This is a genomic window from Neisseria weixii, from assembly GCF_042658245.1.
Classification (GTDB): Bacteria; Pseudomonadota; Gammaproteobacteria; order Burkholderiales; family Neisseriaceae; genus Neisseria; species Neisseria weixii.
Genome location: NZ_JBHSPY010000036.1, coordinates 1 through 24,505, shown reverse-complemented (window position 1 = coordinate 24,505; position 24,505 = coordinate 1). Strand labels below are relative to the sequence as shown.

Sequence of the window (24,505 nt, the reverse complement as noted above, 5' to 3'; positions counted from 1 at the left end):
ACCTAGAAACTGGCGTGATACGGCGATATGGCTGCTCAGGTCTTCGGGTTTGAAGGTTACGCCCTTGCCGTTCAGTTTGAGTTTGAAATGCGGTTTTGCCATGATGGTTTCTTTCAGACGGCCTATTTACACGGCTTGATTAATCTGCATTTATCCTGAGAAGAAGCAGGTATCGGTGCGGGAACAACAATGGCACGCTGCCTCTGTATCGGTTTGGGTGCGATGGGTTTGGCTGTCATCGGAGCCGTTACTGCCGGACGTACTGCAATCGGAGAAGTAATGACAGGGCGTGCAACAACAACCGCTGCCAAAGCAGGTGTCGTGATCGCAGCCAAAAGCAAAGCAGGCAATACCTTTTTCATTTCGATTTCCTTTTTTGGTTTAAAAATTGCGGGTTAAAAGACTGCGGCGTTTGATTTTCCGGCTGGCTACGCGCACCGGCCCTGCATTCAGTTCGCGGCTGGCGTAATGCGCCAATACCAAGGCAATCGCCGCGTCGCCGTGGCGTTTTCTGCCGTCCGTGCCTTTGGTGCGGGTATCGGGGATACGCGGTACGCCGCGAACCAGCTCGAAGGCACGCAAATCGGCAAGGATGTCTTCGTCGCGCGGCAAGCCGTCGAGCGTGCCGTCTTCCAGCGCGGCCTTGAACGGCGCGGTGTGGCTGCGGTACCAGTTTTCCGACAGCATCACGGCTTCCACCACTTCCGCGCCGAATGCGTCGCGCATGGCTTCGGCCAGCGATTGGCCGTTACCGCGTGCGTCCAAGGCCGCGCCGCGCAGGTTGGGCAGATTGGCCAACAAGTGCTGCATAATCTGTTCCTGCTGGGCAAACGGTATATTGCCGAGTTCCAAGATAAACGGCGGTTTCAAAATCAGGTCTTTGCTTTGCAACAGCGGCACGATCACGGTGCGGTCGCCGCTTCGGGCGAAGTCCTCGCCGACAAAGGAAACGAGGGTTTTATCCAAACCGTCGAGCAGCGGCTGCAGAGTTTCTTCAATCCAGTCGGCCACTTCACGGGCGCGGCGCGGTTCGGGTAACAGGCCGAAACCGTCGGTTTGGTCGTAACGGATAACCGGCGCGTATGGCGTCATGCGGCTTTCAATCAAAGCGCGGTTGAGCCATTTGCCGCCGCCGTTTTTCGGAATACAGTCCAGCTCTTCGCTGGCATCTTCACCATAAAAATCGCGGATTTCTTTACACCACGCGGCTTCGCCGTCGGATGTCCACTCTTTGCCCAAACGCAGGCAGATACGGCGGTACAGACCTTGTTCGACCGCTTCGTCAAACGTGATGCGGTGGACGGAATAAGGCTTTTTCCCTGCGCGAACGTCGTTAATCAACTCGTTAAATGGGTTGTCCACACCGTCATGCGTGGAAATGATGTGTACCTGACCGCCCCACATCAGCAAGGCCATCGCTGCTTTGAGCAATTCCCCAAGCTGCTCGTGGAAGGCGGCTTCGTCGATAATCACGCGGCCCTGTTTACCGCGTAGGTTACTCGGGCGGCTGGATAAGGCGGTAATGCGGAAGCCCGATGCGAAGCGGATAACGAAGGCCAACACGGATTGGCGGTCGTCGCCTTCGACAAACACTTCTTCGGTTTCTTCGATTTCTCCCGCCGCCAGTTGGTAGTGCTTCGCCCAGCCCGCGCAGTCGCGGATAAATTCCAAGGCCATGTCTTTGTTGTAGCCGATATACCATGCGTCCATGCCTTTGGCGGACGCGGCCAGCAATGCGGTATCCGCTGCTTCGCCCCAAGAAAGACCGATACGGCGCGATTTCTCGCACAGCTTCACGGGCGATTGGTCGGCGCACCATGCCTGCTGATACGGCAGCAAGACCGCAGGGGTGCGGTCTTCGCCAAGCATTCTGCTTGCCGTCCCTTTATTTGATAAAGGGACGGTTTGTTCGTTTTTGCTTCGCAGAAACTCGCTGCGTTCGTTTTCAGACGGCCTCATGATGCAATCCCCAAAATATGCTTGCGGATGGCCTCAACCGACTCTTCCGACAAGCCGCCTTTCTTGGCCTGTTTGGCCACGTCTTCGGCGGCGGCCTGTACTTTGGCCTTGACCTTGGCCTGATACTCTTTCAGACGGGTACTGGCGGAAATCAAGCCGCTGATTTTCTTTGCGCCTTCGGCCATCACGCCGAAACGGTCGAGTGCGCCCAATTCTTCAGACGGCATTTCGCCGATTTGCACCAATGCATCAAACAGTTCGGTTTGCAGCATGGCCATCAACGCTTCGCTGCGGGTGTCGCCTTCGTCTGCCGCGCCTTCGGCAATCAGCCGCGCCGCTTCGGTGCTGGCCTTGATACTGGCAAAACGCCGTTCGACTTTTTGGCCATAGCGGTGGACGGCGGAGCGGCTGACTTCGTAACCTTGTGCATTCAGCCATTCGGTCAGTTCGGTGTAGTTGGAAAAGCCGTTTTCCGCAAGGCGGCGTTCAAATGCGGCCAAGACCTTGGGGGGTAAAGTAGCGATGGTGCTGCGTTTGGCCATATCAGTTCCATACCTTTTCAGGCCGTGCGATACCGGCACGGCAATCGACCGTGTATTCGGCAATATCTACGCCCAAGCTGGTCAAATCGGCAAACCACAGGCCGTGCGGTGTTTTGTTGAGCTCCACCAGCTTGCGGTCGGCCAGATAGTCGAGCTGCTGGCGCAATTCCAAGGCGGTGGTTTGCGGGTAAATCGCGTTCATGATGTCCAATAAAAACACTTCGCTGGTGGTGTGCGGGCGGGCTTTATTGAGCGTGTTGATGATATTCCAGCGCATACCTTCACGACGTTGCTTGGCCATCAATTCTTGGCTGATCATTTTTTCTGGCTCTCCATCTTATAAATCTCTGTGAGCTTATCGACCACGTTGTCGAGCTTGGCTTCCAATACCACCTGATTGCGGATGTAGTCTTCGCGCAAAACATAAGTCATTGGCAGGCCGGCTGAAAATTCGCCGAGCTGACGCTCCATGCTTTCAACTTTACTCTGTAGCTTTTCCTGTTGCTTTTGGCGTTCATCTTGTTGCGCCTGAAACTGCGCCAACAGCATTTTGCCGAAGCCCCAGCACACGCCGAGGAAGGAAAGTAGGAAGCCGACCAGTTGCCAAAATTCAATACTGATAAATGTTTTTTCCATATCTAACCCGGAAAGCCTTTCTCAAAATATTCTTGGCAGACTACACAGCGCGTACAGCCGATCACGGCATGGCGGCGGGCTTCGGGAATCGTCTCACCGCAGTCGTCGCAGTAATAATTGCTGACGGTAGCCGTATTTTTTTCTGCCTGACGGTATAGGGCTTCGGCCAGAAAGATTTCTTCGTTTTCCTGCGCTTTGTCGCAAATATCAGTCATTTTTCAGACGGCCTTTTTCATACCATGCCTGCCAGCCGGAAACCTGCGCTTCCAATTTTTGGCAGTATGCACCGTAAACTACGGCATGGCGCAACAGTTGTTCGGGGGAGCCGCCGCTCAGACGCTCTGGGCGTTCGTGAGTGAGCAGCAGCTCGGAAGAGACGGGCGGCAGCACAGGCTGCTCCACCACTTTAATCGGCGTAACCGAGGGCGCGGTTGTAGAGTTGCACGCTGTCAGCACCAAGGCCGTTAAAACGGCTGCCGTCTTTCTGTACGGTTTCATCAATCTGCTTCTCCAATTGCACCGCTTGGCGGTCGATTTGCTGATAGGCTGCCGCCAAATCGCGGCTCTGCGCTTGGGCAAAATCCATCCATTTCTGCTTCTCTTCATTGGCCGCTTTGAGCTTTTCGGTGTAAAGCTGCTCGGCGGCCAAGGCCGAAGCCTGATAGGTGGCGATGATTTCGGCTTTGTCGGCTTCAGCCTGCTTTTCCGCAACCTGATAGCCAAAGAAATACAGAGCCAATACCGCCGCCGTCAGCAGGATGGGGGAAATCAAGGTCTGCCACACAGGGCTAAGCGTTTTCCACATCGGTTTTTTCCTTATTGATTGCAGCCACTTGCGGAATGGCCGCAATGCCGCGTTTGATTAAGGCGTAGCCGCCGACCATCGCACCATAAGCCCACCACAGCCATTCGGGCGCATAGGGCGTTTGCGCAAATTTGACGGTCATTACCGCACCGGCCACGTTTGCCCACAGCTTGGTGTGGGAGATGTGGCCGGTAGCGGGGTTGGTAACCAAGCCGCCCAGCCATTTAAAAAACTTCATCATTTTTTCAGACGGCCTTTCTTTTTCTTGGCCGCGCGTTTGGCAGCGGCCACACCCGATTTGCCGTGTTTCAGGCTTGGATGTTGGCGGACTCGGCCAACCGAAGCGCGTGTGATTTTGATGTCAGACGGCCAAGTGTTTGCCATTGCTGCCATCGATAAGGCAAATAAGGTTTTCTTCATGGCTTAATCCTGATTGTCGGCGGCCGCATGAATCAGGTTTTGCGCCACTCGGCGCACCCAGCCTTTGCCGAAGCTGGTAAACGTGCCCAGCTTGGTATAAAACACCAAACGCTCGGCATTAAAGCGCAGCAGCAAGTCGTTTTCAGGTAGCTTGTTGATGGCAGCGAGCGACACCGCGCCAATCACGCCGTCGTCCGGCACGCCTGCCGCGCGTTGCAGCATACGCGCCGCATTGCCATAGCCATGGTTGATGCACGCGTCGAAAAACTGAAACGCCACTGCTTCGGGTATTTTGTCGGCGTGATAGCGCAGCCAAAACGCTTTGCGGTAAATCTCAACGGCCTGATCGCGGGTCATGGCACGCATAGAGCCGGTGTAGCCGTTGGCCTGAGCGGTGCGCTTGGTAACACCCCAGTTGGTTTCGCCGCCCGGATCGTCTTTGTGGTTGACGTATTTGCCTTCATGCGCCAATACGCGCTCGATGAATCTGCTGAATTTGTCGGACATGAAAAAATCCCTGTAACACGAAATTGGTTACAGGGATTTTAGGTAAGGCTGTCTGAAACGGCTTTTAATGCGGGTTAAAACTTGCTTTAGGTTTTAGGTTTCTTTTTATCCATAAGCTTCCGAAATTCTTCTTTACGGCTTTTAATCAAGTTTCCGGGTAAGAATACAGAATAAAAAATAGAAACACAGGCTAGAAACAAGTATCCTCGTTCAAGCCAAAAAATGACTTGTCCATTTTTATATTCTTCTTTATGAGCCAATAATATAACAAGAAAAACACAAACCAATACTGCCAAATAAGTGTAAAAAAGCATGGAATGCTTGATATATCTTTGCTCTTGCACATTCTCACGAATTTGAATTTGCCGCCAATTCGCGTCTTCATCGAACCTCATATCGCTAAACAGCGTCATGATCGCAATTAGAAAACCGGCCAAAATTGCAAATACATTGATAATTAAATCAACTGCTTTTTCGTTTCCATGAACAAAAGGCTGCCCTTTCCACGCTAAGAATGCCGATATACAGGCAATCAGTACAAAACGTAAAAAGGGTAGGTATTTTTTCATTGTTCGGTTAAGTTTCTACTTTGAAGCTCTAGAAAATATTCGCTGATTGCTGAGAATGCCGAGTTAGGGAGTAATGAGTTCGCTTCGTCGTATCGTTCTATTCTAACAGATTTAGACAATTTCACATCAGCCGGTTTAATAACTTCGCCTTGTTGAGTGGTAATAGAAAAGCCTTGATTAACCGTTTCGTCATCGATAATTTCCTCTGCCTGTTCCTGCATAAGTGATTGGGCTTCGATACTGGCTCTCGAATTACCATTTAACAAAACTTCCAAGTTAATATGAATTTCGGATTGAGCCTCTAGTTCTTCATCGCTCAATTCACCTATAAATACACTGCCGACTTTACTCAATGCTTTGGCAATAGTTGAACGGCTGTTTTGATACAGTCTGTCTCTGGACAATTGATATGCCGAAGCGTCTAAAAGAATACTTTTTACACCGTGTTGTTGTATCAATGTCAAAGTATCACAATTACCTACCGCTTTGAATTGAATATCAAAGTGAACGATACTAGCATTCTCTGCTCTCAATCTATTACTTAGAGAGCTTAAATAAGAAGCAACTGTTGATGCTTGTAAAAAACCATGCCCGCAAAAAATCACATGGTGTCTGAAGATATACAAAAAAGCTTCTTTGCGCAAAAAAGAATACCCATTCGGTGGTGCTTGGGTACCACCATGATCGTCTTGTTGCTCAGGCCTATTGCTCATGGTGCGGATGTGTTCATCTCTTGTTCCGCTGCCGATATGTATCAGTAAACCATCAATTGCATTATTTTCTATATCTTGGGGATTCAGATTTCTATGCATGATTTGTGTAAGCTGATTGTATTGTTCAATTTGTGTATCTTGAACAGTAGGCGCAGCTAACAAAATTGTTTTTAAAGCTGTCTCCAAATCGAATAAGTCGTGGTCTTGATGTGCACGTAAATAGTGAATGGTTTTAGTGGTTCTTTTGGCCATTTATAAATTCCTCATTTCTTTTTCGATTTTTACTCATATTGCCTGAAGTGTCCTATATCAAAACTCGGACACCAATCCGAATTCTGCCTTACTGCCAATGCAGCAACTTGCTCATCCCAACTACCCAAATAAGTTTCTTTCTCAATCCGGTGGTGACGGAGTTTCGTACATGGCATCACAAATTTCTTTGCTTGAGGGTTTTCTTTTGTACGTCCTTCCAAAGACAAGCTGATTTCAAAGGCAGGCCTTGTGCCATGCCATAGAAAAATATCATCCGAAACGAAGCAACAATGGCTTTTTGCATTTGGGCAGGCTTGTGATTTTTGGTAGCAGTCTAAAACACCGAGTAAGTCATAAATGCTACCGCTGTGAATCCGTCCGTTAATATAAATCTGTTTACCGTTCCAATTTTCGACATAGTTCAAAAAAACGGAAGCCATTCCCGCCTGCTCTGGTGTTTTATCGAATGCACAGCAATAAACCGTCTCTTTGTCTATATCGATACTGTCAAAAAACGCCGCACTTTTTGCCCACAATAAAGCCGTCCGAAAATTTTTACTGGACGACTGAGTGAATGTGACCACCATCAGATATTTTTTTGAAAGGTTGAAAGGATTATTTTCTTGCTTATCTATGGCAAGCTGGCTGGTCATGATAAATCCTTGGAAATCTGCACCACCTGCCCGATAACCTGAATATCGGGGTGGTCTGCCAATGTCAGCGACATCGGCGGATAGGTGTCATTGTCGGAAATCAGCAGCAGGCTGCCGTCAATCTGTTTTTGGATACGTTTGACCCACAACGTGTCGCCTGAACGGATAACGTAAATTTGGCCGTCGCGCGGGTGATTTTTGCTGGTATCGACCAACAGCGTGTCTTTGCTGTTGATAGTCGGCTCCATGCTGTCGCCGCGTGCCACCACGCAGTTGAGGTCTTTGGCAAACAGGCCGCGTGATTTAAGCCAGTCTTTGCGGAACGCCAAGTGCATGGCCGGGTCGGTCACGCCATAGGCAGATGCGCCGTTGCCTGCCGAAACTTCGACATCAAACATCGGGACGTAGTCGTAATCCCCTTCATTTTTTGTTCCACTTTGGTGGAAATTATCACTCAATCCAATCAGCCAGTTTGCGTCGATTTGGAAATTTTCCACGATGGATTGAATCATTTCCAATGGCGGACGCTGCTTTTCACGCAACACATCTTTCAGCCGCGTTGGTTTTTCACCAATTCTTTCTGCAAATTCATCAATCGTAATTTTATTTAATTCAATAACTTGTCTAATTTTATCAACGACCATGCTTTAAAATCCTCAAATTAGTGGAAAAAACACTTGCTAAAGTGGGATATTTCCACTAATATTTATCCAACATTTAAGCAAGGTTGTTTAAATCTTTAAATATTCAACATTCTATCACGAGATAGGGAAAGGAGATATTCCGTGAATTCGGAAAAAGTCAAAGAAGGTTTCCGTAAACGTGGTGAAACCATTAAATCTTGGTGCGATGCTCGGGGCTACGACCCGACTTATGTGTCGCGGATTTTAAACGGCACGATTAAGGCCAACCGCGGAAAAGCGCATGAAATTGCGGTGGAGCTTGGAATGAAGCAGCAATCGGGCGATGCAAAAGGGAATGTGGGATGAGCACCAAAGGTATCCGTCTGCTGCGGGTTTTCAAAGCCTTGGAAGCCCACCCGATTATCGGTATCAGCAACAAAGAGATTTCAGACGGCCTCGGCCTCTCGCCTACGCAAGTGAGCAGGGATTTAGATGATCTGATTACTGAAGGGCTTGTGGTCAAGTTGGATAACGGGAATTTTGCCTACAGCGTAAAGACCTTGCAGATTGCAGAAAGGTACAGACGGCAATACGAAATGATGGCGGCGAAGCTCGAAGAGCTGAACCAAAGGGTTAACCGGATTTGAAATTTCCCGACGTCGGGAAATTTGGAGATGAAAAATGAACGAAATTGAAGTAGTCAATGCAGCCGATACAGGCAATCAAGCCGCCATGCGCAGCATGATGGTGATGGAACAATGGGGTAATGGAGAGGCTTATAGCGAAGAACGCTGGATTGAGCGCGGACGCCTGGCCGTGCGCCAGACAATGGAAGGCATGTTTGAGCTCGGCCGCGCGCTGATTATCTTGAAAGAACACACCGAGCATGGCCGCTTTATGGAGATTGTGAAAAGCCAGTTCGGTATCGGGCATGCGGAAACCGCCCGCCTGATGTCGGCCACGCAACGCTTCGCCACTCCGCAGATGCAGAAAGCCGCTCCGAAGTTGATGGATTTGGGCAAGTCGAAGCTGCTGGAACTGTTGGTGGAAGAAGACGTGACCTTGGTCGGCTTGGCCGAAGGCGAAGAAGTGAACGGCATGACTTTGGATGATGTTGACCGCATGACGGTGCGCGAGCTGCGGGCCGCCCTACGCGAAAGCCGAGAAACGGCGGAAGCGAAAGACAAAGTCATCGCCGATAAAAACAAAAAGGTCGACGAACTGGCGGAAAAGCTGGAGCGCAGCAAGAAAACGGTCAAAGAGCCAAAAGCGGAAGATGTCGCCAGCGAGCTGGCCATGCGCTTATCCAGCCTTGAAGTGGGTATCCGCTCGGATGTCAGCCGGCTGAAAGACCTGTTCCAGCAGATGCTGGCACACGGCGAAGCGCACGGGTTTGACCACCGCGCCAAGATGGTCGGCACGCTCAATCAGATTATTTTGGATTGCGAAACGCTGCGCGAAAACTACGCGCTGCCAACGAAAGCACCGACGGACGAAGTGCCTGAATGGCTGGCGGATGTGGGAAATACGGAGGATTGAGATGAATCCGGCATTAATCGAACGTCTGCAAGCGGTAGACCGGCAGGCGGAAAGCATGGGGCGCGGTGAGAAAAGTGCCTATTTGAAGCAGCAGGCGGCGGAATTGGGCATGAGTTTGGCCACACTCTACCGCAAGCTGGAAGCGGTGGCGGTTAAGCCCGGGCGCAAACGCCGCAGCGATGCGGGCAAGTCGGAATTGAGCCTTGATGAAGCCAAGCTGATTTCGGCGGTGCTGATGGAAGCCATGCGGCGCAACGGCAAGCGGCTGATGGCGGTGCGGCAGGCGGTGGAGATGCTGCGGGCCAACGGCAAAATCGAAGCGGTTCGGATTGATGAAGAAACCGGCGAAGTGATGCCGCTTTCGGAATCCACCATCACCCGCGCCCTGCGCGAATACAAGCTGCACCCCGACCAGCTTTTGCAGCCTGATCCTGTGAGCCGCATGAAATCGGAACATCCGAACCATTGCTGGCAAATCGACCCGAGTTTGTGTGTGTTGTATTACCTGCCGCGCCACGGCAAGGATACGGGGCTGCGGGTGATGAAGGAGGAAGAGTTCTACAAGAACAAGCCGAAAAACGTCATCAAAATCGAGCAAGACCGTGTGTGGCGTTACACCGGCACCGATCATGCCAGCGGGACAATCGTGGCACGGTATTACTTCGGCGGCGAGACCAGCGCGAATTTGTGCGATTTCTTCATCTACATGATGCAGGCCAAGCAGGACACCTTGAAAGACCCGTTTCGCGGCGTGCCACGGATGGTGATGCTCGACCCCGGCAGCGCGAATACCTCGGCGGCGTTTAAAAATCTCTGCAAATCGCTGGACGTGCATGTGCAGATTAACAAGCCGGGCAACCCACGCGCCAAGGGGCAAGTGGAAAAAGCCAACGACATCGTGGAAACGGCGTTTGAAAGCGGCCTGCGCTTCACCGCAGTAAACGACATCGACCAGCTCAACGGCTTGGCGGAACGCTGGATGCGCTACTACAACGGTACGCAAATCCACAGCCGTCACGGTATGACCCGCTATCAGGCGTGGAACAAAATCAAGGCCGAGCAGCTGATACTGCCGCCTCCTGCCGATTACTGCCGAGAACTGGCGGTAAGCGCACCGAAAGAAGCGAAAGTGTCACCCGATTTGGAAATCCGCTTCGGCGGCCGCGTGTACAACGTGAAGGACATCAAGGGCGTGTTGGTCGGTCAGAAACTGCTGGTGGCCAAAAACCCTTGGGAAACCGACGGCGCACGGGTGGCGACGTTTGATTCAGACGGCCATGAAACATGGGTGGCCGTGCCTGAAGTGGTGTTTGACGAGATGGGTTTCCGCGCAGATGCGGCGCTTATCGGAGCGGAATACAAGGCGCAGGGTGAAACGGCGGCGCAGCAGCACGCGAAAGAGCTGGACAAGCTGGCGATGGGCACGGACACGCTGGAACAGGCGGCGGCCAAACGCAAAGGCAAGGCGGTGCCCTTCGGCGGCGAACTCGACCCCTACAAGCATCAGGAAGACACGCTGGCCGCACGCAACACGCTCTATATCGAGCGGCAGGGTTCGCAGATGGATTACAACCGCATGGAAGTGGCCGAGCAGGTGTTGAACAAGGTGGAAGTGGCCAAGCTGCTGAAGCCGCGTATCGAAGCCGCAGGCGGCGAGTGGACACCTTCTATGATGGCCAAACTGGGCAGGCTTTATCCGGATGGCGTGGCCGCCAGCCAGTTGGAAGCGGTATTTAACCAGCTGAAAACGGCAGGCCGTCTGAAATTACACAAAACCGCTTAGACCAAATGCGACGACATCGTCACATTTGGCGGAGGAAACGATGAAGCAGGATTTTCAGAAAATCGGCAAATCCTACGCAACCGCCGCTGCCGAAATCGGCTGCAGCAAGCCCATGCTGGTGGCGGTGGTGAACCACGGGAATTGGCCGAAAAAAGGCGCAGACGAGCTGCGCGGGAAGTTGAAACAGTATTTTGAAACAAATGGTGCGGATATTCCCGCTGGCCTGAGAAACGAGCCGGAAGCCGCACCTGCCCACCCTAACGAAAGCGAGGACAAAGAGATGTTATTACGAAAAGCAACCCTGACACAAGCCGCCAAGCAGCACTTCGGCATTTTTAAAGACCCTTTTAACGACGAAATCCAGTCTGCCGATGATGTGTACATGACACCGGATGTGCGTTATGTGCGCGAGGCGATGTTTCAGACGGCCTGCCACGGTGGTTTTGTGGCGGTGGTCGGCGAAAGCGGCGCGGGCAAATCCACCCTGCGCGAAGACCTGCAGGACCGCATCAACCGCGAAGGCCGCCAAATCATCATGATCGAGCCTTATGTGCTGGCGATGGAGGACAACGACCAGAAAGGCAAAACCTTGAAAGCGGTGCATATTGCCGAAGCGATTTTGGCAGCGGTTGCGCCCAACGTATCGCCCAAACGCAGCCCCGAGGCGCGTTTCGCCCAAATCCACCGCGCCCTGACCGAGAGCGCAAAAGCGGGCAACAAACACGTTTTAATCATCGAAGAAGCGCACGGCCTGCCGCTGCCGACCCTGAAGCACCTGAAACGCTTTTTTGAGCTGAAATCGGGCTTTGAACGCCTGCTGGGAATTGTGTTAATCGGCCAAACGGAATTGGCGCAAAAGCTCTCGGAAAACAACCCAAGTGTGCGTGAAGTGGTGCAACGCTGCGAAGTGGTGACACTGATGCCGCTGACTGACGGCAAGCTGGAAGGCTATCTGAAACACAAGTTTGCCCGCACCGGAGCGGACTTGACCAAAGTGATGGACGAGAGCGCGATTGATGCGGTGGCCGAACGCCTGACTGTTAAAAGCCGCACGGCCAAAGGCACGGAAATGAACAGTCTGCTGTATCCGCTGGCGGTCAATAACTTAGTCAGCGCGGCCATGAATCAGGCGGCAGAACTGGGGTTTGATGTGGTAGATGGCGATGTGGTGCGGGGTGTGTGATGAGCGCGAAACGTTTAATGATTGCTTATGTAGTTTTATTGGCGGTAGCACTGACAGCCATGTTGCAGAGCTGCCAAAACCAACCGGCACATGCTGCCGATGCCCAAGCCGCCGACCAAGCGTGGGAAGCGGCCTACGGCGGCATGAGTGAGACGGAATTGGCCAAAGCGGTGGTATTGGAGCCGGTGGGAGGTGTGCAATGAAAGTGGAACGTGATTACAGCAACATCAAAGCCAAAGTATGGCGCGAACGCTCAGGCTTTTTATGCTGCGAGCTGAGCACTTTGAACGATAAATTTATCCTGCTGATGGTTTCGGCGGACAAAACCGAAGACGAAGCGGACTTGGTTCAGACGGCCTTGAACTGTTTGAGCATGAAAGATTTGGCCTTGGCAGGCAGAAAGGCGGCGTGAGATGGATGTAAAACAGTTAATTCAACTGCAAAGAAAGATTGAAAAAGCAGTTTGGGATTTTGACGACAAAATGAGAGCTTATTTCCCGCCGGAGGCCTTTCAACGGCTAATTTGGGAAAGCCATCCGCAAGGGTTTGTCTTTGAATGGATGGGGATGCAGCCTGTATTCGAACAGTTTCTAAAAGATAAATATCCTGATGTTTCCGCTGAGTTGGAAGCGGCATTTAAAAGTTTTGAGGAACTGTCATGAAAGTACGCTGCCCTGCCTGCGGTGCCAGCATGAGCTTGGATGTGCTGATTACCCATCAAGAAGCGCGTGAAGCCCTGATTTCGCTGGCCAAAATTTCCGAAGAGCCGCTGATTGCGCTGCTGCGCTACCTGACTTTGTTCAGGCCGTCTGAAAAGGATTTGAGTTTTAACAGGGTTTCAAAGCTTTTGGGCGAGTTAATCCCGATGATACAGGCCGGAGAGATTACGCGTAACCGCAAAACCTATCCTGCACCGCGCGAGGCTTGGGTTTGGGCGGCAGAAAAATGTGTTGAGGCACGCAATGCAGGCCGTCTGAAAACACCGTTGACCACGCACGGCTTTTTGTTGGAAAACATCACGTTTTGGACACCCGGGAAAACAGCGGCAACAACGGTACGTCCAACCTCAGCAGACGGCATAGCGGTGGCCGGCCACCACCCCCCGTCCGAGCCGCAAAGCAAGCTGCGCGACGGTGTGGGCAACTTAATGGAGTGGGCAAATGGAGGCTCAAAATGACTGGTTGAAAACAGAAATAGCCAAAGGATTCATGCTGCTCTCGGCCTTAAACCTCAAAGGCCGTCCGGCGGCGAAAGACCTGACAGCGGTTGCCGAAGTCTGGTACGGCCTGTTGAACAAACAGGAATGGCAGCCGCAACGCGATACAGCGCGTTTTCAGACGGCCTTTGAGACCATCGCCGCCACACAGACCGAATGGCCGAACCCGGCCGATTTTGTGAAGTTGCTGCCGCCGATACCCGTAAAGATGGTGCAGAAACTGGAGAAGAAACACGTTACCACGGAATACGGCAAGGCGCAGATAGAGATTTTGAAACGGCATTTTGCCGGACTGAAAACCAAAAAAGCACCGTGTATGAACCGCGACTGGATACACGGCCCGCGCCACCGGACGGTGGATGAATGCAAACGGATTTATGCCGCAAGGCAGAAAGGAAAAGAGAATGACTGATTTAAGCCAATACCGCCAAGATGCCAAGGGCAATTTAGTAGCTTTGGCCAATATCAAAGAAATCGACCTGCTGCGCGACGAGCTGGTCATGGAGATTGCCGGTAAAGCCGCTGCCGTACAGTCAACCGTTGCCGATTTCAAACGCACCGCGATGGATGACATCGCCGCGTTTGTGCAGCTTTCCGCCGACCGCTACGATGTGAAGCTGGGCGGAAAGAAAGGCAACATCACGCTGCACAGCTTTGACGGCAGCTACCGCGTGAATCTGGCCATGCAGGACACACTGGTATTTGACGAAGGGCTGGCAGCGGCCAAAGCCTTAATCGACGAGTGCATCAACGAATGGACGGAAGGCAGCCGCAGCGAGCTGAAAACGCTGATTAACGCGGCGTTTCAAGTAGACAAAGAAGGCAATATCTCCACCGCCCGCGTACTCGGTCTGCGCCGCTTGGAAATCAAAGACGAGAAATGGCATCGGGCGATGGACGCTTTGAGCGACAGTCTGCAGGTGCATATCAGCAAACCGTTTGTGCGGGTGTACCGCCGAGCCGAAAACGGCGAATATGCGTTGATTAACTTGGATATTGCGAAGGTGTGATGATGACTGACCCAAGGGAATTGCCTACTGAAAAAACAGCGGTAATAGACATAGAACTTCGTTCCGACAGCGGCTATACCTGTCAGATATTAGGACAGAGAATCAGCCCGAGACAATGGGCAATGATTAGCGAAATTCTGCATAGAAAAGATATTTAACCCGCGCGGCACGGCCTGCCGCATTTTAATACAGGAGCAGTAACATGACTAAATCAGAATTGGTAGCAGCATTGCAGGAAAAGTATGTATGGGACAAAAAACGCGCAGAAATGGCCGCTGAAGGCGTGACCGAACTCATCACGGGCGAACTCGCCGCAGGCAAGGATGTGGCGATTCACGGCTTCGGTACGTTTACCGTTACCCAACGCGCCGAACGTCAAGGCCGCAACCCGAAAACAGGCGAAGCCCTGACCATTCCGGCTGGCAAGGCAGTTAAGTTCAAGGCTGCCAAGCCGTTGCGCGAAGCGGTGGACAAGTAGGCTTCACGCCAAAGGCCGTCTGAAAAATTTCAGACGGCCTTTTTTATTTGCCAACGACATGGAGAGCAGATAGAATAAAACCTAATTGATTGATTTTACGCTAAAAATGAAACACCGTTTCACATTATGAAACAGAAAGGATTGGGATGGAAACCTCCGAACAGAAAAAACAGCGTTTAATCCGCCTGATCCATGTGGCGAAAACGCAGTTGATGATGGCCGACAGCGATTACCGTGCGCTGTTGGCCAATATCTCGTGCGGCAAAACCAGCAGTACGAAGCTGGGCATTGCCGAACTTGAGCTGGTATTACGCGCGATGAAGGCGAAAGGCTTTGTGGTCACAACCAAACAAAACAGCACGGCAAAGCCGGACATCAAGGTGCGCCCGGCGCACAAGGCCGTTGAGGCGCAAATTAAGAAAATACGCGCATTGTGGCTGGAACTGCACCAAATGGGCGAAGTGCGCAGCGCGTCGGAATTGAGCTTGGCCAAGTTTATGAAACGCATGACGGGTGTGGATTACCACGGCTGGTTGGACAGCGACAACGCAAGCAAGGTGATTGAATATTTGAAGAAATGGCAAAAACGGGCGGAAAGGAAAACGGGGGTGGCAAGTGGCTGATGAAAGAGTACCGGAGCTGGTGGCCGATTTGGAAGACCAAACCGCCGCCTGCTTAATGAGCGAACTGAAAATCGACCGCCGGCAGGCCGCAAGCGTGGCGAAAAAAGTGGCGCGGCACATTACCGGCAACTGGGGCGGTCAGTTGATTTATATCCCGAAAAACCTGCTCGGCCAAATCTCCGAGCGAGACGAACAGCTTTATAAAGAGTTTGACGGCCGCAATCATGCCCAATTGAGCCGCAAATACAATCTGACGGTGCAGCAGGTTTACCGCATCGTCAAAGAAGTTGGCTTGCGCGAGCGGGCGAAAAAGCAGGCGGATTTGTTTGCATAACGGCGGATGAAATCAGAATAGCGGTCAGGTTTTGTCCTGACCGCTTTTATATTGCGTTTCTCCGCTCGGTCGGGGGTTTGCCTACCCTAAGAGTGAAACGCGCCAAAAACGCCGTTTTTGCGCCTTTTTTAAAAACCAAGTTTTAACCCGCATTAAAAGCCGTTTCAGACGGCCTTTGCCAAAATAGCCTCATCAATCCGATGGGGCTTTTTTTATGTCCAAACTTTTTGAAATTTTCAAGGCCGGCACGCGCACCGACAACAACGGCCGCACGGTAACGATTACCGAGGCTGATGTGGCAGAGGCGGCTGCGGCTTATGACCCTGCGCTGCATGAAGCACCGCTGGTCATCGGCCACCCGAAAACCGACGCACCGGCCTACGGCTGGGTGGGCAGCCTGAAAGCCGACGGCGGCGTGCTCTCTGCCGACTTTGCCCAAATGGACGACGACTTTGTCGGCTTGGTACAAAGCGGCCGCTACAAAAAGGTGTCGGCCAGCTTCTACCCGCCCGACAGCCCGAGCAACCCCAAGCCCGGCTTTTGGTATCTGCGCCATGTCGGTTTTTTGGGTGCACAGCCGCCTGCGGTGAAAGGCTTGTCGGCCATCAACTTTGCCGAAGACGAACAGTTTGTTGAATTTTCGGAAGCCGCACACGGCTATTCGGCAGGCCTGTTCCGCAGATTGCGCGAATTTCTGATTGAGAAATTCGGCATTGAGGAAGCGGATAAAGCCGTACCGGGCTGGCAGATTGATTCGATTGAAGAAGCGGCCAAGTGGAAAGACCCGATTTCAGAACCGGCATTCGCCGACCCGATTAATCCCGATATGAAACCCAACCATGATGAAAAGGAGACCCCTATGTCGCCCGAAGAACAGTTGGCAGCCGAAAAAGCCGCCCGCGAAGCCGCCGAGAAGAAAGCAGCCGCTGCGGAAGCGGAGCTGAAAAAGCTGCAAGACGAGCAGGAGAAAGACCTGCGCGCTGGTGCGCACCAGCAGAATGCCGAATTTGCCGAAGGCTTGGTAAAGGAAGGCCGTCTGAAACCGGCCGATAAAGACTTGGTGGTGCAAGTGCTGGACTTTGCCGAATACCCGGAACACACCACCGCCGATTTCGGCGAAGGCAGCGCGAAAAAGCCGTTGGCCGAAGCCCTGCGTGCGTTTTTGGGTGCGGTACTGACCAAGCAGAATTTGGGCGGTACGTTTGCCCAAGGCCGCCCGGCAATGGATTTTGCCGAGGGCATGAGCCATCACGAGCGTGCGCTGGCGTATCAGCAGGCAAACCATTGCAGCTACGAAGAGGCGGCGCGCCGTACTGCGCAAGATTAACCCTGTATTAAAAAGGAAACACAATGAGCAAGCATTTAGCAGCATTGCGCGAAAAAGACGAAGTGCTGACCCATTTGGCGGTCGGCTACCGTCAGGCCGGTTTTGTCGGCGAACAAATCGCGCCGGAAGTTTTTGCCGAAAAAGAAGGCATCAAGGTGCCGGTGTACGGCAAAGGCTCGTTTGTCGAATATGAGACCGAACGTGCGGTCGGTGCGGCCAGTAACGTCATCACGCTGGACCGCGGCAAAACCATGCCGGTGGTGTTGGAAGAACACGATTTGGCGGCAGGTGTGGACTACCGCGAGCAGCACGAAAGCCGCCACGACGAGAAAGCCAAGGCCACGCGCCGCGTCACCGCCGGCATCCAGTTGAAGCAGGAGCTGGAAATTGCGCGCCTGATCCAAGACAAAACGGTTTACCAGTCCGGCCATACCGAAGATTTGTCTGCTGCTGCCGAAAAACAGTGGACACATGAAAAAGCCGACGTGCAGGAAGCCCTTGAAACCGCCAAAGAGAAGGTGCGTGCTGCCTGCGGCATCCGTCCTAATATTCTGGTGGTAGGTGCGCAGGTGCTGAGCAAACTGCGTATGAACGAAGGTTTGCGCAGCAACCTTTCCGGCAACGACCGCAAAGTACTGCTGAACATCGAAATTCTGAAAAACCTGCTCGATGTCGAAGACATCATCGTGGGTGAGGCGGTGTACACCGAGGGTAGCGGCAAGAGTACCAAAGATGTATGGGGCAACTTTGCCAGCCTGATTGTGCGCCCGACCATTGTTTCAGACGGCAACGACGAAGGCCAGACCGCCTTTGCCTACACCTTCCGCCGCCGCGGTATGCCGGTTGTCGACCGCTACGACGGCGTGGGCGGCAAAGTGGAATATGTGCGCTACACCGACATCCGCAAAGCGGCGGTGGTCGGCGGCGCGTGCGGCTATCTGTTCCAGAACCCGATTGCTTAAATGCGACGACATCGTCGCTTTTGAAGGCCGTCTGAAAGCCTTTCAGACGGCCTTAGGAGAAAAACATGGCTAAACAAACCAAACAGGTGGTCTTAACCACCACCGTCAAAACCACCGGCAAAGTGGTGGAAAACCGCTTTGTGACCTACACCGGCAAACAGGCCAAGACCGATGAAGCCGTGCTGGGCGTGGCGGCTTATGATGCCGACGAGAACGAACTGCTGGCGGTTGATGTGGTCGGCATTGCGCTGGTGGAAGCGGGCGGCCAAGTGGCCGCAGGTGCGGCGGTGTCGGCCGATGCGCAGGGTTGTGCGGTGGCCGGTACGCAAAATGCGGCAGGTACGGCGGTCACAGCTGCGGCAGCCGCAGGCGACTTTATCCGCGTATTGCTGAAAGGTTAATCATGGCGAAGAAAGTGTATATCGCGGAAACCGCGCTGATTTTGCAGAACGAAGACGGGGAGGATTTCCGCGTCGAGCCGGGCGAAACCGTCGAACTGACGGCCGACCAGTATCAAGACGTGGCCGCGCATGTGGTAGTGGCGGAAATTTCAGACGAAGTCGCTCAGCCTGACAGCGAAACACCGCCGGAAGTAACGCCGTCTGAAACCGAACCGCAATCCGAAACCAAGCCTGCCCGCGGGCGCGGCAGCAAGAAGGAAGCGTAATGCGCTATATCACGCGCGATGATTTGGCGGCGGCGGTGAGCATGGCGGAGCTGGTGCAGCTGAGTAACGACCAGATGAGCAACTACGGCATGGAGGAACCCGACTGGAACGTGGTTGACCGCGCCATCGTCTATGCCTCGGAACTCATCGACGGCCATATCAGCGGCCGCTACGCGCTGCCGTTGGTGCCGATGCCGGGTATTCTGCCGCAGCTGGCCACCGACATTGCGCGGTTTTGGCTGCATCAGCGGCGCGTCAATGCGGCGGAGTTTCCGAAGCCCGTTCAGACGGCCTACGACAATGCCCTCAAGATGCTGGCAAACATCCGAGACGGCAAAATCCACCTCGGCATCCGCGAGGTGGAAGAGCCGACGGGGCAGCTCCAGCCCGAGCGCGGTGCCTACCGCGTGCGCGGCGGCGGCAAGATGAATTTGGAGGGCTACTGATGGCGGCCACCGTACCGATTCTGCAAGCCGTGGTTGGGTGGCTGCAAGACGAACTGCCCGATGCCGAAGTGCGGCTGTTTCCAGACAATCCTGCCGGTTATCGCTTTCTACACCCGAAAGGCGCGGTGTTGGTGGGTTATCAAGGCAGCAAGTTTGGCAGCATCGAGCAGCTGGGCAATATCTCGCAGCAGCGTGTGATGACCCTGCATTTAACCGTGTTCGGGCGCGGTCTGCACCACGACGGCGCGGCGCTGGATTTGCTCGACCGTCTGCGTTTGGCCATTGTGGGTTTCAAGCCGCCGCACTGTCTGCCCTGCCATTTAATCAGCGAGCAGTTTGCCGGAGAGGATGGCGGCGCGTGGCAATACAGTCTGCTGGTGCAGACGGAAACCCATCAGGTGCAGCAATGCCGCGAACCGGCCAAACCGACTTTTACGGCAGCCCGTTACCGCCGTTCCGACCAAGATTTAGAACCCGATTTAAAACCCAAGGAGTAAGATATGGCAGCAGCCTACCACCACGGCACGGAAACCATCCGCATCGACGGCGGCTCCGTCCCCGTTTACACCGTCGACGGCGCGATTACCGCCATCGTCGGCACCGCCCCCACGGGCGCGGTCAACGAACTGACCGTGTGCCAAACCAAAAAAGACTTTGCCGCGTTCGGCGGCGAGCTGACCGGCAAGGGCTTCACGCTGCCCGATGCGGCGCATATCTGGACGCGCTACGGCTCGGGCGTGGCCTATGTGATTAACGTGTGCGACCCGGCCAAACACAAAACCCGCGTGACCAACGAAGTATTGACGGTCGACAGCGATACCCTGACCGCCCACACCGCAAAACCCGCCTTGTTGGACGGCTACCGCCTGACCGACGGCGCGGCCGCGCTGACCGAAGGGCAGCACTACACCATCAACACGCTTACGGGCGAGATTGTGTACAAAACCAAACCCATCGCCCCGAAAATCACTTACGACCATGTCGACCCGACAAAGGTTACCGAAGCCGACATCCTCGGCGCGTATGTGGCCGCCACGGGCAAACGAACCGGCTTGGAGTTGCTGACCGAAGGCTTCAACCGCTTCGGTGCCGATGCCAAAATCCTCATCGTGCCCGAGTTTGACAAAACCGCCACCTGTGCGGCAGCGATGGTGGCCACGGCCGGCAAACTCAATGCCGTTGCCTACATCAATGCGCCGAAAGGCACATCGCTGAGTAAGGCTTTGGAAGGACGCGGGCCGAACGGCAGCATCAACTTCAACACCTCGTCCGACCGCGCGCAGCTGTTTTATCCCCACGTAGTCGGCCTGCTCGGTTTGGAACATCTGGCCACCCACGCCGCCGGCCTGCGCATGAAAACCGACGTGAAGCAAGGTTACTGGTGGAGCATCTCAAACAAAGAGCTGCTGGGCGTAACGGGGCTGGAAGTGGGTTTGACCGCCCGCGCCGACGACCCGCAAAGCGAAACCAACCGCCTGAACGAAAAAGGCATCACCACCGTATTCAATTCATACGGCACGGGCTACCGCCTGTGGGGCAACCGCTTGGCCTGTTTCCCGACCGTTTCCCACATCAAAAACTTCGAAGTGGCGCAGCGCACGGGCGATTTGATTGACGAATCCATCCGTCGCGCCGAGCTGCAATACGTTGACCGCCCGATTGACGACGCACTCATCGAAAGTCTGGTCGAAACCGTGCGCACCTATTTGGGCACGCTGCCGAGTATCGTCGGCTTTGAAGTGGGTTTGGACTACGACTACGACCTGCCCGATGCGTTCAGTAAAGGGCAAGTCCCCATCAAATATGACTACACGCCCAAGCTGCCGGCCGAGCGCATCACCAATACCAGCGTAATGACGCGCAAATACTTGGTCAACCTTGCCTCCGGCAACAGCAATTAAGGAGCTGACACATGAGCGATTACATCCGCGCGATTTACAACGCCAACGTTTACGTTGACGGCAACAGCCTGTTGGGCAAGGCATCCGAAGTCAAACTGCCTGATTTTGAAATCAGCCAGGACGAACACAAAGGCTTGGGCTTGTTTGCCACCATCAAGCTGCCATCGGGTGCCGAAGCCTTGGAAGGCGAAATCACTTGGAACAGTCTGTACCCCGAAGTGGCCGAAAAACTCTACAACCCTTTCCGCGGTGCGCAACTGATGGTGCGTGCCAACCAGCAGATTCACAACGCGGCGGGTTTGGTCAAGGAAGTGCCGGTGGTCACGTTTTTAACCGTGCTGCCGAGCAAAAACGGCTTGGGCACGTTCAAACCGAAAGAGAAATCGGAACACAACACCACCTATCAGGCCACCGAAATCCGCCAAGTCATCGACGGCCGCGAAGTGCTGTATTTCAACGCCTTCAAGAATGTTTACCGCGTCGGCGGCAAAGACGTGCTCTCGCAGATGCGTAAAAACATCGGCGCGTAGGTTTTAAGACGTATTAAAAGCCGTGGTCGACGGCCTTTGACAAAATCGCTGTATCTCCCGCAGATACAGCGGTTTTTTATTGTATTGAACTCTTAAAAAGGATTGAAACATGAACGAAGCACAGAAACTGCAAGAAGGCTTGGGCGCAACCCAAACCGTGAAGCTGAAATATCCGGCGCGCTTGGCGACGGGGCAGACCTTGACCGAATTAACACTGCGTCGCCCGAAAGTCGGCGATATTCGTGCCGCCGCGCATTTGAATACGGATGCAGAACAAGAGCTGTTTATTTTCGCCCGCCTGACAGGCTTGGTGCCTGAAGATTTAGATGCGCTTGATTTTGCTGATTACAAAGAAGTCCAGCGCGTCTTTCGACTCATGCAGGAAAGTGAGTAATAGAAGGTCGTCTGAAAAAACGACGGTTGAAGAAGCGGTTTCTCAATTGACCGCTGCCTGTGCCGATATGGCTTGGTGGTACGGCTGGTCGCTACAAGCTATCGATAATCTGACTTTGGACGATTTTGAAGCCTTTCAGAAAGAAGCAACCCGCCAAATGAAGGCGGGTTTCAGAAAAGGCGTTTAGTTTGGTGCGGCGCGGAATTTGTACCAAGTGAGCAGCCCGGAAACCATGCCTCCGAGCAGAAAGCCTATGCCCGCACAAAACGGCGATGCCAGACAGGTGGCAAACATACCGAGAAAAATACCGAAAACCGCAGATGTAACAGGGGTTTCAAAGGTAAACAGGCCGATAAAGACATAACTGAAAACAATCAGACACAGAATGCTGCCGAACAAAAATCCGAACATATTCATTCCGTCTGTGAAAAAGTCCAGTTTGTTTTCTTGGTTCTCGTTCATTCCCTGATTCCTTGTTGCGTTTGCTTTGATGTTAAAGATAGGGTTTTGAAATGTCAAGTGAATTAGCGGTCAGCGTACTTATCGGGGCATCGGTTCGTGCCGGATTTGCTACGGTTTTCGGCCGCGCCAAAAATACGGTTAAGGAACTTGGCGGCGAAATCCAAAAAACGCGTGCCACGCAGGAAAAGCTAGGCAAAAGCATTGCCAAAGGCGTAGCGACGGGACGCTCCGGTTTGGGTGTTTTGCGGGAACGTTATGACCTGCTGGGCAAAGCCATCGAAAAGGCAGGAGTTGCACAAGGTCGTCTAAATAAAGCCATCAAAGCGCAGGAGTCGTCAAAACAGCGACGAGCCGACATCCGTGCCGAAATGGCCGAAGCAGGCGGCCATGCCGCTGTTGCAGCCGCACCGATTATCGCGTCCGTAAAAAAATTTATGGCGCAGGAAAACGCATCGGCCGATCTGAAAATCGCCATGATGCGCAATGACGGCAGCTTCGGCAAATTCAAGGAAATCGACCGCCTTACAACCGAATGGGGCGCGGCTCTGCCCGGCAATAAAACCGACTTCTCAAAAATGGCACTCGGCTTGAAAAGCCAAGGCATTTCCGACGACACGATTATCAACGGCGGCGGTTTGGCTACAGCCCAGTTGAACGTGGTCATGGACATTCCGATTGCCGACGGCAGCTTTTTCGCCAAAAACATGGAAGCCCACGGAATCAAGGAAAGCGAACTGCTGAAGTCCGCCGACCTGACCCAGCGTGCCTATTTTGCAGCGGGTTTGAAAAAAGAAGATATGTTCGAGGCCATGAAGTATTACGCAGGCAAGGCAAATACTTTGGGCTATACAGGGCTTGAGCATCAAAAAAGAATTTATGCCGTAGAAGGGATGGCGGCCACCAAAGGCATAGAAGGTTCGCAGTTTGGTACTAATTTTAGTACTTTCTTAGGCAATTTGTCCAAAGGTGTCGGCAATATGGAGTATGCCGACAAAGGGCGTAAAGGCGACCTACGCCGTATGATGGAATCTGTCGGCGCAAAATTCGACTTTTTCAACCCTGATGGTTCAATTAAGGACTTGCGTACCATTACGGGTATTTTGGAATCTGAGTTTGCCAAAATCAAAGCCAAATACGGCGAAAAAGGCGTAATGGACATTTCCAACGCCATGTTCGGTTCGGAAGGAGGCAGGGTTGCCGATATCCTGATTCAAAGCGGTATCAAAGGCTTTGATGAAATGATAGCCAAAATGGATGCACAGGCATCGTTGTCCGACAGAATCAAAGTCAAAACCAGCACGTTGTCGTCAGCTTTGGAATCATTGGGCGGCGCGGCGGAAAATACAGCAGCCGTATTCGGCAGCGTATTCGGCGCAGACATCAAATCGGCCGCCCAAACTTTGCAGGGTTTGGTAGAAAACGGCTTGCAGCCGTTCTTGGAGCACAACAAAGAAACCATCAAATGGGTGGTCGGTCTGGCGGCGGGCTTCTTTGCAGCCAAGTTGGGCATTCTGGCACTTGCTTATGGAGCCTCGATGTTTCTGATGCCGTTTCGGGCATTGACCACATCAGCGTTCAAAGCGCAAGCGGCTTTCCGTCTGTTCCAATTGATGCGGCTCGGACAAATCGGTAAAGGCGTGATGGTATTACGCATGTTCGGTATGTCGGCGGCTTCGGCCGCAAAAATGGCCGGATTGCTGGGTAAAGGATTCGGTCTGCTCAAAACCGTATTTTCCGTATTCAGTAGCGGCGTAATGACAACCATCCGCTTCCTGCCTATGCTGGCTTCAGGTTTTCTCAAACTCGGCATGGCGCTGATGGCCAACCCCATTTTCCTCGCACTCGGTTTACTGGCCGCAGCCGCCTATTTGCTTTACACCAACTGGGAAGGCGTGGTCGGCGGAGCCAAGGCACTGTGGCAGGATTTGGGCAACTTCTTCGGCAGTCTGTGGACATCGGTTACGACTGCAT

The 24,505-nt window shown here is 53.2% G+C and carries 41 protein-coding genes; 26 read left to right on the top strand and 15 right to left on the bottom strand.

Going from position 1 to position 24,505, the window contains the following annotated elements:
* Positions 1-189: 189 nt before the first annotated feature.
* Positions 190-399 (top strand): hypothetical protein, encoded by a 210-nt coding sequence (locus ACFPVS_RS12175; RefSeq protein ID WP_096295072.1) that lies wholly within the window; start codon positions 190-192, stop codon positions 397-399.
* Here ACFPVS_RS12175 and ACFPVS_RS12170 read toward each other — a convergent pair.
* The 14 genes from ACFPVS_RS12170 to ACFPVS_RS12105 all read right to left on the bottom strand — a co-directional run bounded on the left by ACFPVS_RS12170 (position 382) and on the right by ACFPVS_RS12105 (position 7,700).
* The gene (locus ACFPVS_RS12170; RefSeq protein ID WP_096295073.1) at positions 382-1,869 is read right to left on the bottom strand and encodes a terminase large subunit domain-containing protein; all 1,488 of its coding nucleotides are present in this window, start codon (positions 1,867-1,869) and stop codon (positions 382-384) included. The two genes, ACFPVS_RS12175 and ACFPVS_RS12170, sit on opposite strands and share 18 nt — an antisense overlap.
* An 86-nt stretch (positions 1,870-1,955) precedes the next feature.
* Positions 1,956-2,501, bottom strand: a complete 546-nt coding sequence (locus ACFPVS_RS12165) for a DUF3486 family protein (RefSeq protein ID WP_378595817.1) — start codon at positions 2,499-2,501, stop codon at positions 1,956-1,958.
* A gap of 1 nt (position 2,502) precedes the next feature.
* Complete coding sequence (locus tag ACFPVS_RS12160) at positions 2,503-2,820, bottom strand: hypothetical protein (protein ID WP_096295074.1); 318 nt, start codon at positions 2,818-2,820, stop codon at positions 2,503-2,505.
* The gene (locus ACFPVS_RS12155) at positions 2,817-3,137 is read right to left on the bottom strand and encodes a hypothetical protein (protein ID WP_096295075.1); all 321 of its coding nucleotides are present in this window, start codon (positions 3,135-3,137) and stop codon (positions 2,817-2,819) included. The genes ACFPVS_RS12160 and ACFPVS_RS12155 overlap by 4 nt, the downstream gene beginning before the upstream one ends.
* Positions 3,138-3,139: 2 nt before the next feature.
* A complete protein-coding gene (locus ACFPVS_RS12150; RefSeq protein ID WP_096295076.1) occupies positions 3,140-3,352 on the bottom strand; it encodes a TraR/DksA C4-type zinc finger protein in 213 nt (70 codons plus the stop codon).
* On the bottom strand, positions 3,345-3,542 hold the full coding sequence (locus ACFPVS_RS12145; protein WP_378595816.1) for a hypothetical protein: 198 nt from the start codon (positions 3,540-3,542) through the stop codon (positions 3,345-3,347). The genes ACFPVS_RS12150 and ACFPVS_RS12145 overlap by 8 nt, the downstream gene beginning before the upstream one ends.
* A gap of 1 nt (position 3,543) precedes the next feature.
* Complete coding sequence (locus tag ACFPVS_RS12140; protein ID WP_096295077.1) at positions 3,544-3,942, bottom strand: hypothetical protein; 399 nt, start codon at positions 3,940-3,942, stop codon at positions 3,544-3,546.
* Positions 3,926-4,183 carry a hypothetical protein gene (locus ACFPVS_RS12135; protein WP_378595815.1) on the bottom strand — a complete coding sequence of 86 codons (258 nt, stop codon included), beginning with the start codon at positions 4,181-4,183 and terminating at the stop codon, positions 3,926-3,928. Before ACFPVS_RS12135 ends, ACFPVS_RS12140 begins: the two co-directional genes overlap by 17 nt.
* Positions 4,180-4,362 carry a hypothetical protein gene (locus ACFPVS_RS12130; protein WP_096295078.1) on the bottom strand — a complete coding sequence of 61 codons (183 nt, stop codon included), beginning with the start codon at positions 4,360-4,362 and terminating at the stop codon, positions 4,180-4,182. The genes ACFPVS_RS12135 and ACFPVS_RS12130 overlap by 4 nt, the downstream gene beginning before the upstream one ends.
* A gap of 3 nt (positions 4,363-4,365) precedes the next feature.
* Entirely contained in the window at positions 4,366-4,869 is a 504-nt protein-coding gene (locus tag ACFPVS_RS12125) for a glycoside hydrolase family 108 protein (protein ID WP_096295079.1), read from the bottom strand.
* Between the two features lie 86 nt (positions 4,870-4,955).
* Positions 4,956-5,438 (bottom strand): hypothetical protein, encoded by a 483-nt coding sequence (locus ACFPVS_RS12120; protein ID WP_096295080.1) that lies wholly within the window; start codon positions 5,436-5,438, stop codon positions 4,956-4,958.
* On the bottom strand, positions 5,435-6,403 hold the full coding sequence (locus tag ACFPVS_RS12115; RefSeq protein ID WP_096295081.1) for a hypothetical protein: 969 nt from the start codon (positions 6,401-6,403) through the stop codon (positions 5,435-5,437). Before ACFPVS_RS12115 ends, ACFPVS_RS12120 begins: the two co-directional genes overlap by 4 nt.
* Positions 6,404-6,432: 29 nt before the next feature.
* The gene (locus tag ACFPVS_RS12110) at positions 6,433-7,056 is read right to left on the bottom strand and encodes a hypothetical protein (protein WP_096295082.1); all 624 of its coding nucleotides are present in this window, start codon (positions 7,054-7,056) and stop codon (positions 6,433-6,435) included.
* Positions 7,053-7,700, bottom strand: a complete 648-nt coding sequence (locus ACFPVS_RS12105) for a LexA family transcriptional regulator (protein ID WP_096295083.1) — start codon at positions 7,698-7,700, stop codon at positions 7,053-7,055. Before ACFPVS_RS12105 ends, ACFPVS_RS12110 begins: the two co-directional genes overlap by 4 nt.
* Positions 7,701-7,841: 141 nt before the next feature.
* Between ACFPVS_RS12105 and ACFPVS_RS12100 the strand changes: the two genes are divergently transcribed.
* From ACFPVS_RS12100 to ACFPVS_RS11985, 24 genes are all read left to right on the top strand, one after another.
* Positions 7,842-8,045: a DNA-binding protein gene (locus ACFPVS_RS12100; protein WP_096295084.1), complete on the top strand. Its 204-nt coding sequence runs from the start codon at positions 7,842-7,844 to the stop codon at positions 8,043-8,045.
* Entirely contained in the window at positions 8,042-8,326 is a 285-nt protein-coding gene (locus ACFPVS_RS12095) for a helix-turn-helix domain-containing protein (RefSeq protein ID WP_096295085.1), read from the top strand. Before ACFPVS_RS12100 ends, ACFPVS_RS12095 begins: the two co-directional genes overlap by 4 nt.
* A 34-nt stretch (positions 8,327-8,360) precedes the next feature.
* The gene (locus tag ACFPVS_RS12090) at positions 8,361-9,218 is read left to right on the top strand and encodes a DUF3102 domain-containing protein (RefSeq protein ID WP_096295086.1); all 858 of its coding nucleotides are present in this window, start codon (positions 8,361-8,363) and stop codon (positions 9,216-9,218) included.
* A 1-nt stretch (position 9,219) separates the two neighbouring features.
* Positions 9,220-11,001, top strand: a complete 1,782-nt coding sequence (locus ACFPVS_RS12085) for a DDE-type integrase/transposase/recombinase (protein ID WP_096295087.1) — start codon at positions 9,220-9,222, stop codon at positions 10,999-11,001.
* Positions 11,002-11,041: 40 nt separating this feature from the next.
* Complete coding sequence (locus ACFPVS_RS12080; protein WP_096295088.1) at positions 11,042-12,184, top strand: ExeA family protein; 1,143 nt, start codon at positions 11,042-11,044, stop codon at positions 12,182-12,184.
* Positions 12,184-12,387, top strand: a complete 204-nt coding sequence (locus ACFPVS_RS12075; protein ID WP_096295089.1) for a hypothetical protein — start codon at positions 12,184-12,186, stop codon at positions 12,385-12,387. Before ACFPVS_RS12080 ends, ACFPVS_RS12075 begins: the two co-directional genes overlap by 1 nt.
* A complete protein-coding gene (locus tag ACFPVS_RS12070) occupies positions 12,384-12,596 on the top strand; it encodes a hypothetical protein (protein WP_096295090.1) in 213 nt (70 codons plus the stop codon). Before ACFPVS_RS12075 ends, ACFPVS_RS12070 begins: the two co-directional genes overlap by 4 nt.
* Before the next feature lies 1 nt (position 12,597).
* On the top strand, positions 12,598-12,846 hold the full coding sequence (locus tag ACFPVS_RS12065; protein ID WP_096295091.1) for a hypothetical protein: 249 nt from the start codon (positions 12,598-12,600) through the stop codon (positions 12,844-12,846).
* Entirely contained in the window at positions 12,843-13,361 is a 519-nt protein-coding gene (locus ACFPVS_RS12060; protein ID WP_096295092.1) for a hypothetical protein, read from the top strand. The genes ACFPVS_RS12065 and ACFPVS_RS12060 overlap by 4 nt, the downstream gene beginning before the upstream one ends.
* Complete coding sequence (locus tag ACFPVS_RS12055) at positions 13,345-13,812, top strand: hypothetical protein (protein WP_096295093.1); 468 nt, start codon at positions 13,345-13,347, stop codon at positions 13,810-13,812. Before ACFPVS_RS12060 ends, ACFPVS_RS12055 begins: the two co-directional genes overlap by 17 nt.
* Positions 13,805-14,410, top strand: coding sequence for a DUF3164 family protein (locus ACFPVS_RS12050; protein ID WP_198345349.1), 606 nt, complete (start codon positions 13,805-13,807; stop codon positions 14,408-14,410). The genes ACFPVS_RS12055 and ACFPVS_RS12050 overlap by 8 nt, the downstream gene beginning before the upstream one ends.
* A gap of 202 nt (positions 14,411-14,612) precedes the next feature.
* Positions 14,613-14,888: an HU family DNA-binding protein gene (locus tag ACFPVS_RS12045; protein WP_096295095.1), complete on the top strand. Its 276-nt coding sequence runs from the start codon at positions 14,613-14,615 to the stop codon at positions 14,886-14,888.
* Positions 14,889-15,034: 146 nt separating this feature from the next.
* The gene (locus tag ACFPVS_RS12040) at positions 15,035-15,511 is read left to right on the top strand and encodes a gp16 family protein (RefSeq protein WP_096295096.1); all 477 of its coding nucleotides are present in this window, start codon (positions 15,035-15,037) and stop codon (positions 15,509-15,511) included.
* The gene (locus tag ACFPVS_RS12035; protein ID WP_096295097.1) at positions 15,504-15,845 is read left to right on the top strand and encodes a Mor transcription activator family protein; all 342 of its coding nucleotides are present in this window, start codon (positions 15,504-15,506) and stop codon (positions 15,843-15,845) included. The genes ACFPVS_RS12040 and ACFPVS_RS12035 overlap by 8 nt, the downstream gene beginning before the upstream one ends.
* A 214-nt stretch (positions 15,846-16,059) precedes the next feature.
* Entirely contained in the window at positions 16,060-17,172 is a 1,113-nt protein-coding gene (locus ACFPVS_RS12030; protein ID WP_096295098.1) for a 2-oxoacid:acceptor oxidoreductase, read from the top strand.
* A gap of 23 nt (positions 17,173-17,195) precedes the next feature.
* Positions 17,196-18,134, top strand: coding sequence for a hypothetical protein (locus tag ACFPVS_RS12025; RefSeq protein ID WP_096295099.1), 939 nt, complete (start codon positions 17,196-17,198; stop codon positions 18,132-18,134).
* A 65-nt stretch (positions 18,135-18,199) separates the two neighbouring features.
* Complete coding sequence (locus tag ACFPVS_RS12020) at positions 18,200-18,535, top strand: capsid cement protein (protein WP_096295100.1); 336 nt, start codon at positions 18,200-18,202, stop codon at positions 18,533-18,535.
* Positions 18,536-18,537: 2 nt separating this feature from the next.
* Positions 18,538-18,801 (top strand): hypothetical protein, encoded by a 264-nt coding sequence (locus ACFPVS_RS12015; protein ID WP_096295101.1) that lies wholly within the window; start codon positions 18,538-18,540, stop codon positions 18,799-18,801.
* On the top strand, positions 18,801-19,247 hold the full coding sequence (locus ACFPVS_RS12010) for a gp436 family protein (protein ID WP_096295102.1): 447 nt from the start codon (positions 18,801-18,803) through the stop codon (positions 19,245-19,247). The genes ACFPVS_RS12015 and ACFPVS_RS12010 overlap by 1 nt, the downstream gene beginning before the upstream one ends.
* A complete protein-coding gene (locus ACFPVS_RS12005; protein WP_096295103.1) occupies positions 19,247-19,744 on the top strand; it encodes a Gp37 family protein in 498 nt (165 codons plus the stop codon). Before ACFPVS_RS12010 ends, ACFPVS_RS12005 begins: the two co-directional genes overlap by 1 nt.
* Before the next feature lie 3 nt (positions 19,745-19,747).
* A complete protein-coding gene (locus ACFPVS_RS12000; protein WP_096295104.1) occupies positions 19,748-21,148 on the top strand; it encodes a phage tail sheath family protein in 1,401 nt (466 codons plus the stop codon).
* 11 nt (positions 21,149-21,159) lie between these two features.
* Positions 21,160-21,678: a phage major tail tube protein gene (locus tag ACFPVS_RS11995; protein WP_096295105.1), complete on the top strand. Its 519-nt coding sequence runs from the start codon at positions 21,160-21,162 to the stop codon at positions 21,676-21,678.
* Between the two features lie 109 nt (positions 21,679-21,787).
* A complete protein-coding gene (locus ACFPVS_RS11990) occupies positions 21,788-22,072 on the top strand; it encodes a phage tail assembly protein (protein WP_096295106.1) in 285 nt (94 codons plus the stop codon).
* On the top strand, positions 22,065-22,259 hold the full coding sequence (locus ACFPVS_RS11985; RefSeq protein ID WP_232507545.1) for a GpE family phage tail protein: 195 nt from the start codon (positions 22,065-22,067) through the stop codon (positions 22,257-22,259). Before ACFPVS_RS11990 ends, ACFPVS_RS11985 begins: the two co-directional genes overlap by 8 nt.
* Here ACFPVS_RS11985 and ACFPVS_RS11980 read toward each other — a convergent pair.
* On the bottom strand, positions 22,256-22,534 hold the full coding sequence (locus ACFPVS_RS11980) for a hypothetical protein (RefSeq protein ID WP_096295107.1): 279 nt from the start codon (positions 22,532-22,534) through the stop codon (positions 22,256-22,258). The two genes, ACFPVS_RS11985 and ACFPVS_RS11980, sit on opposite strands and share 4 nt — an antisense overlap.
* Before the next feature lie 50 nt (positions 22,535-22,584).
* On the opposite strand from ACFPVS_RS11980, the gene ACFPVS_RS11975 reads away from it, so the two are divergent.
* On the top strand, positions 22,585-24,505 hold a 1,921-nt coding region (locus ACFPVS_RS11975), incomplete at its 3' end, for a phage tail tape measure protein (protein WP_378595814.1).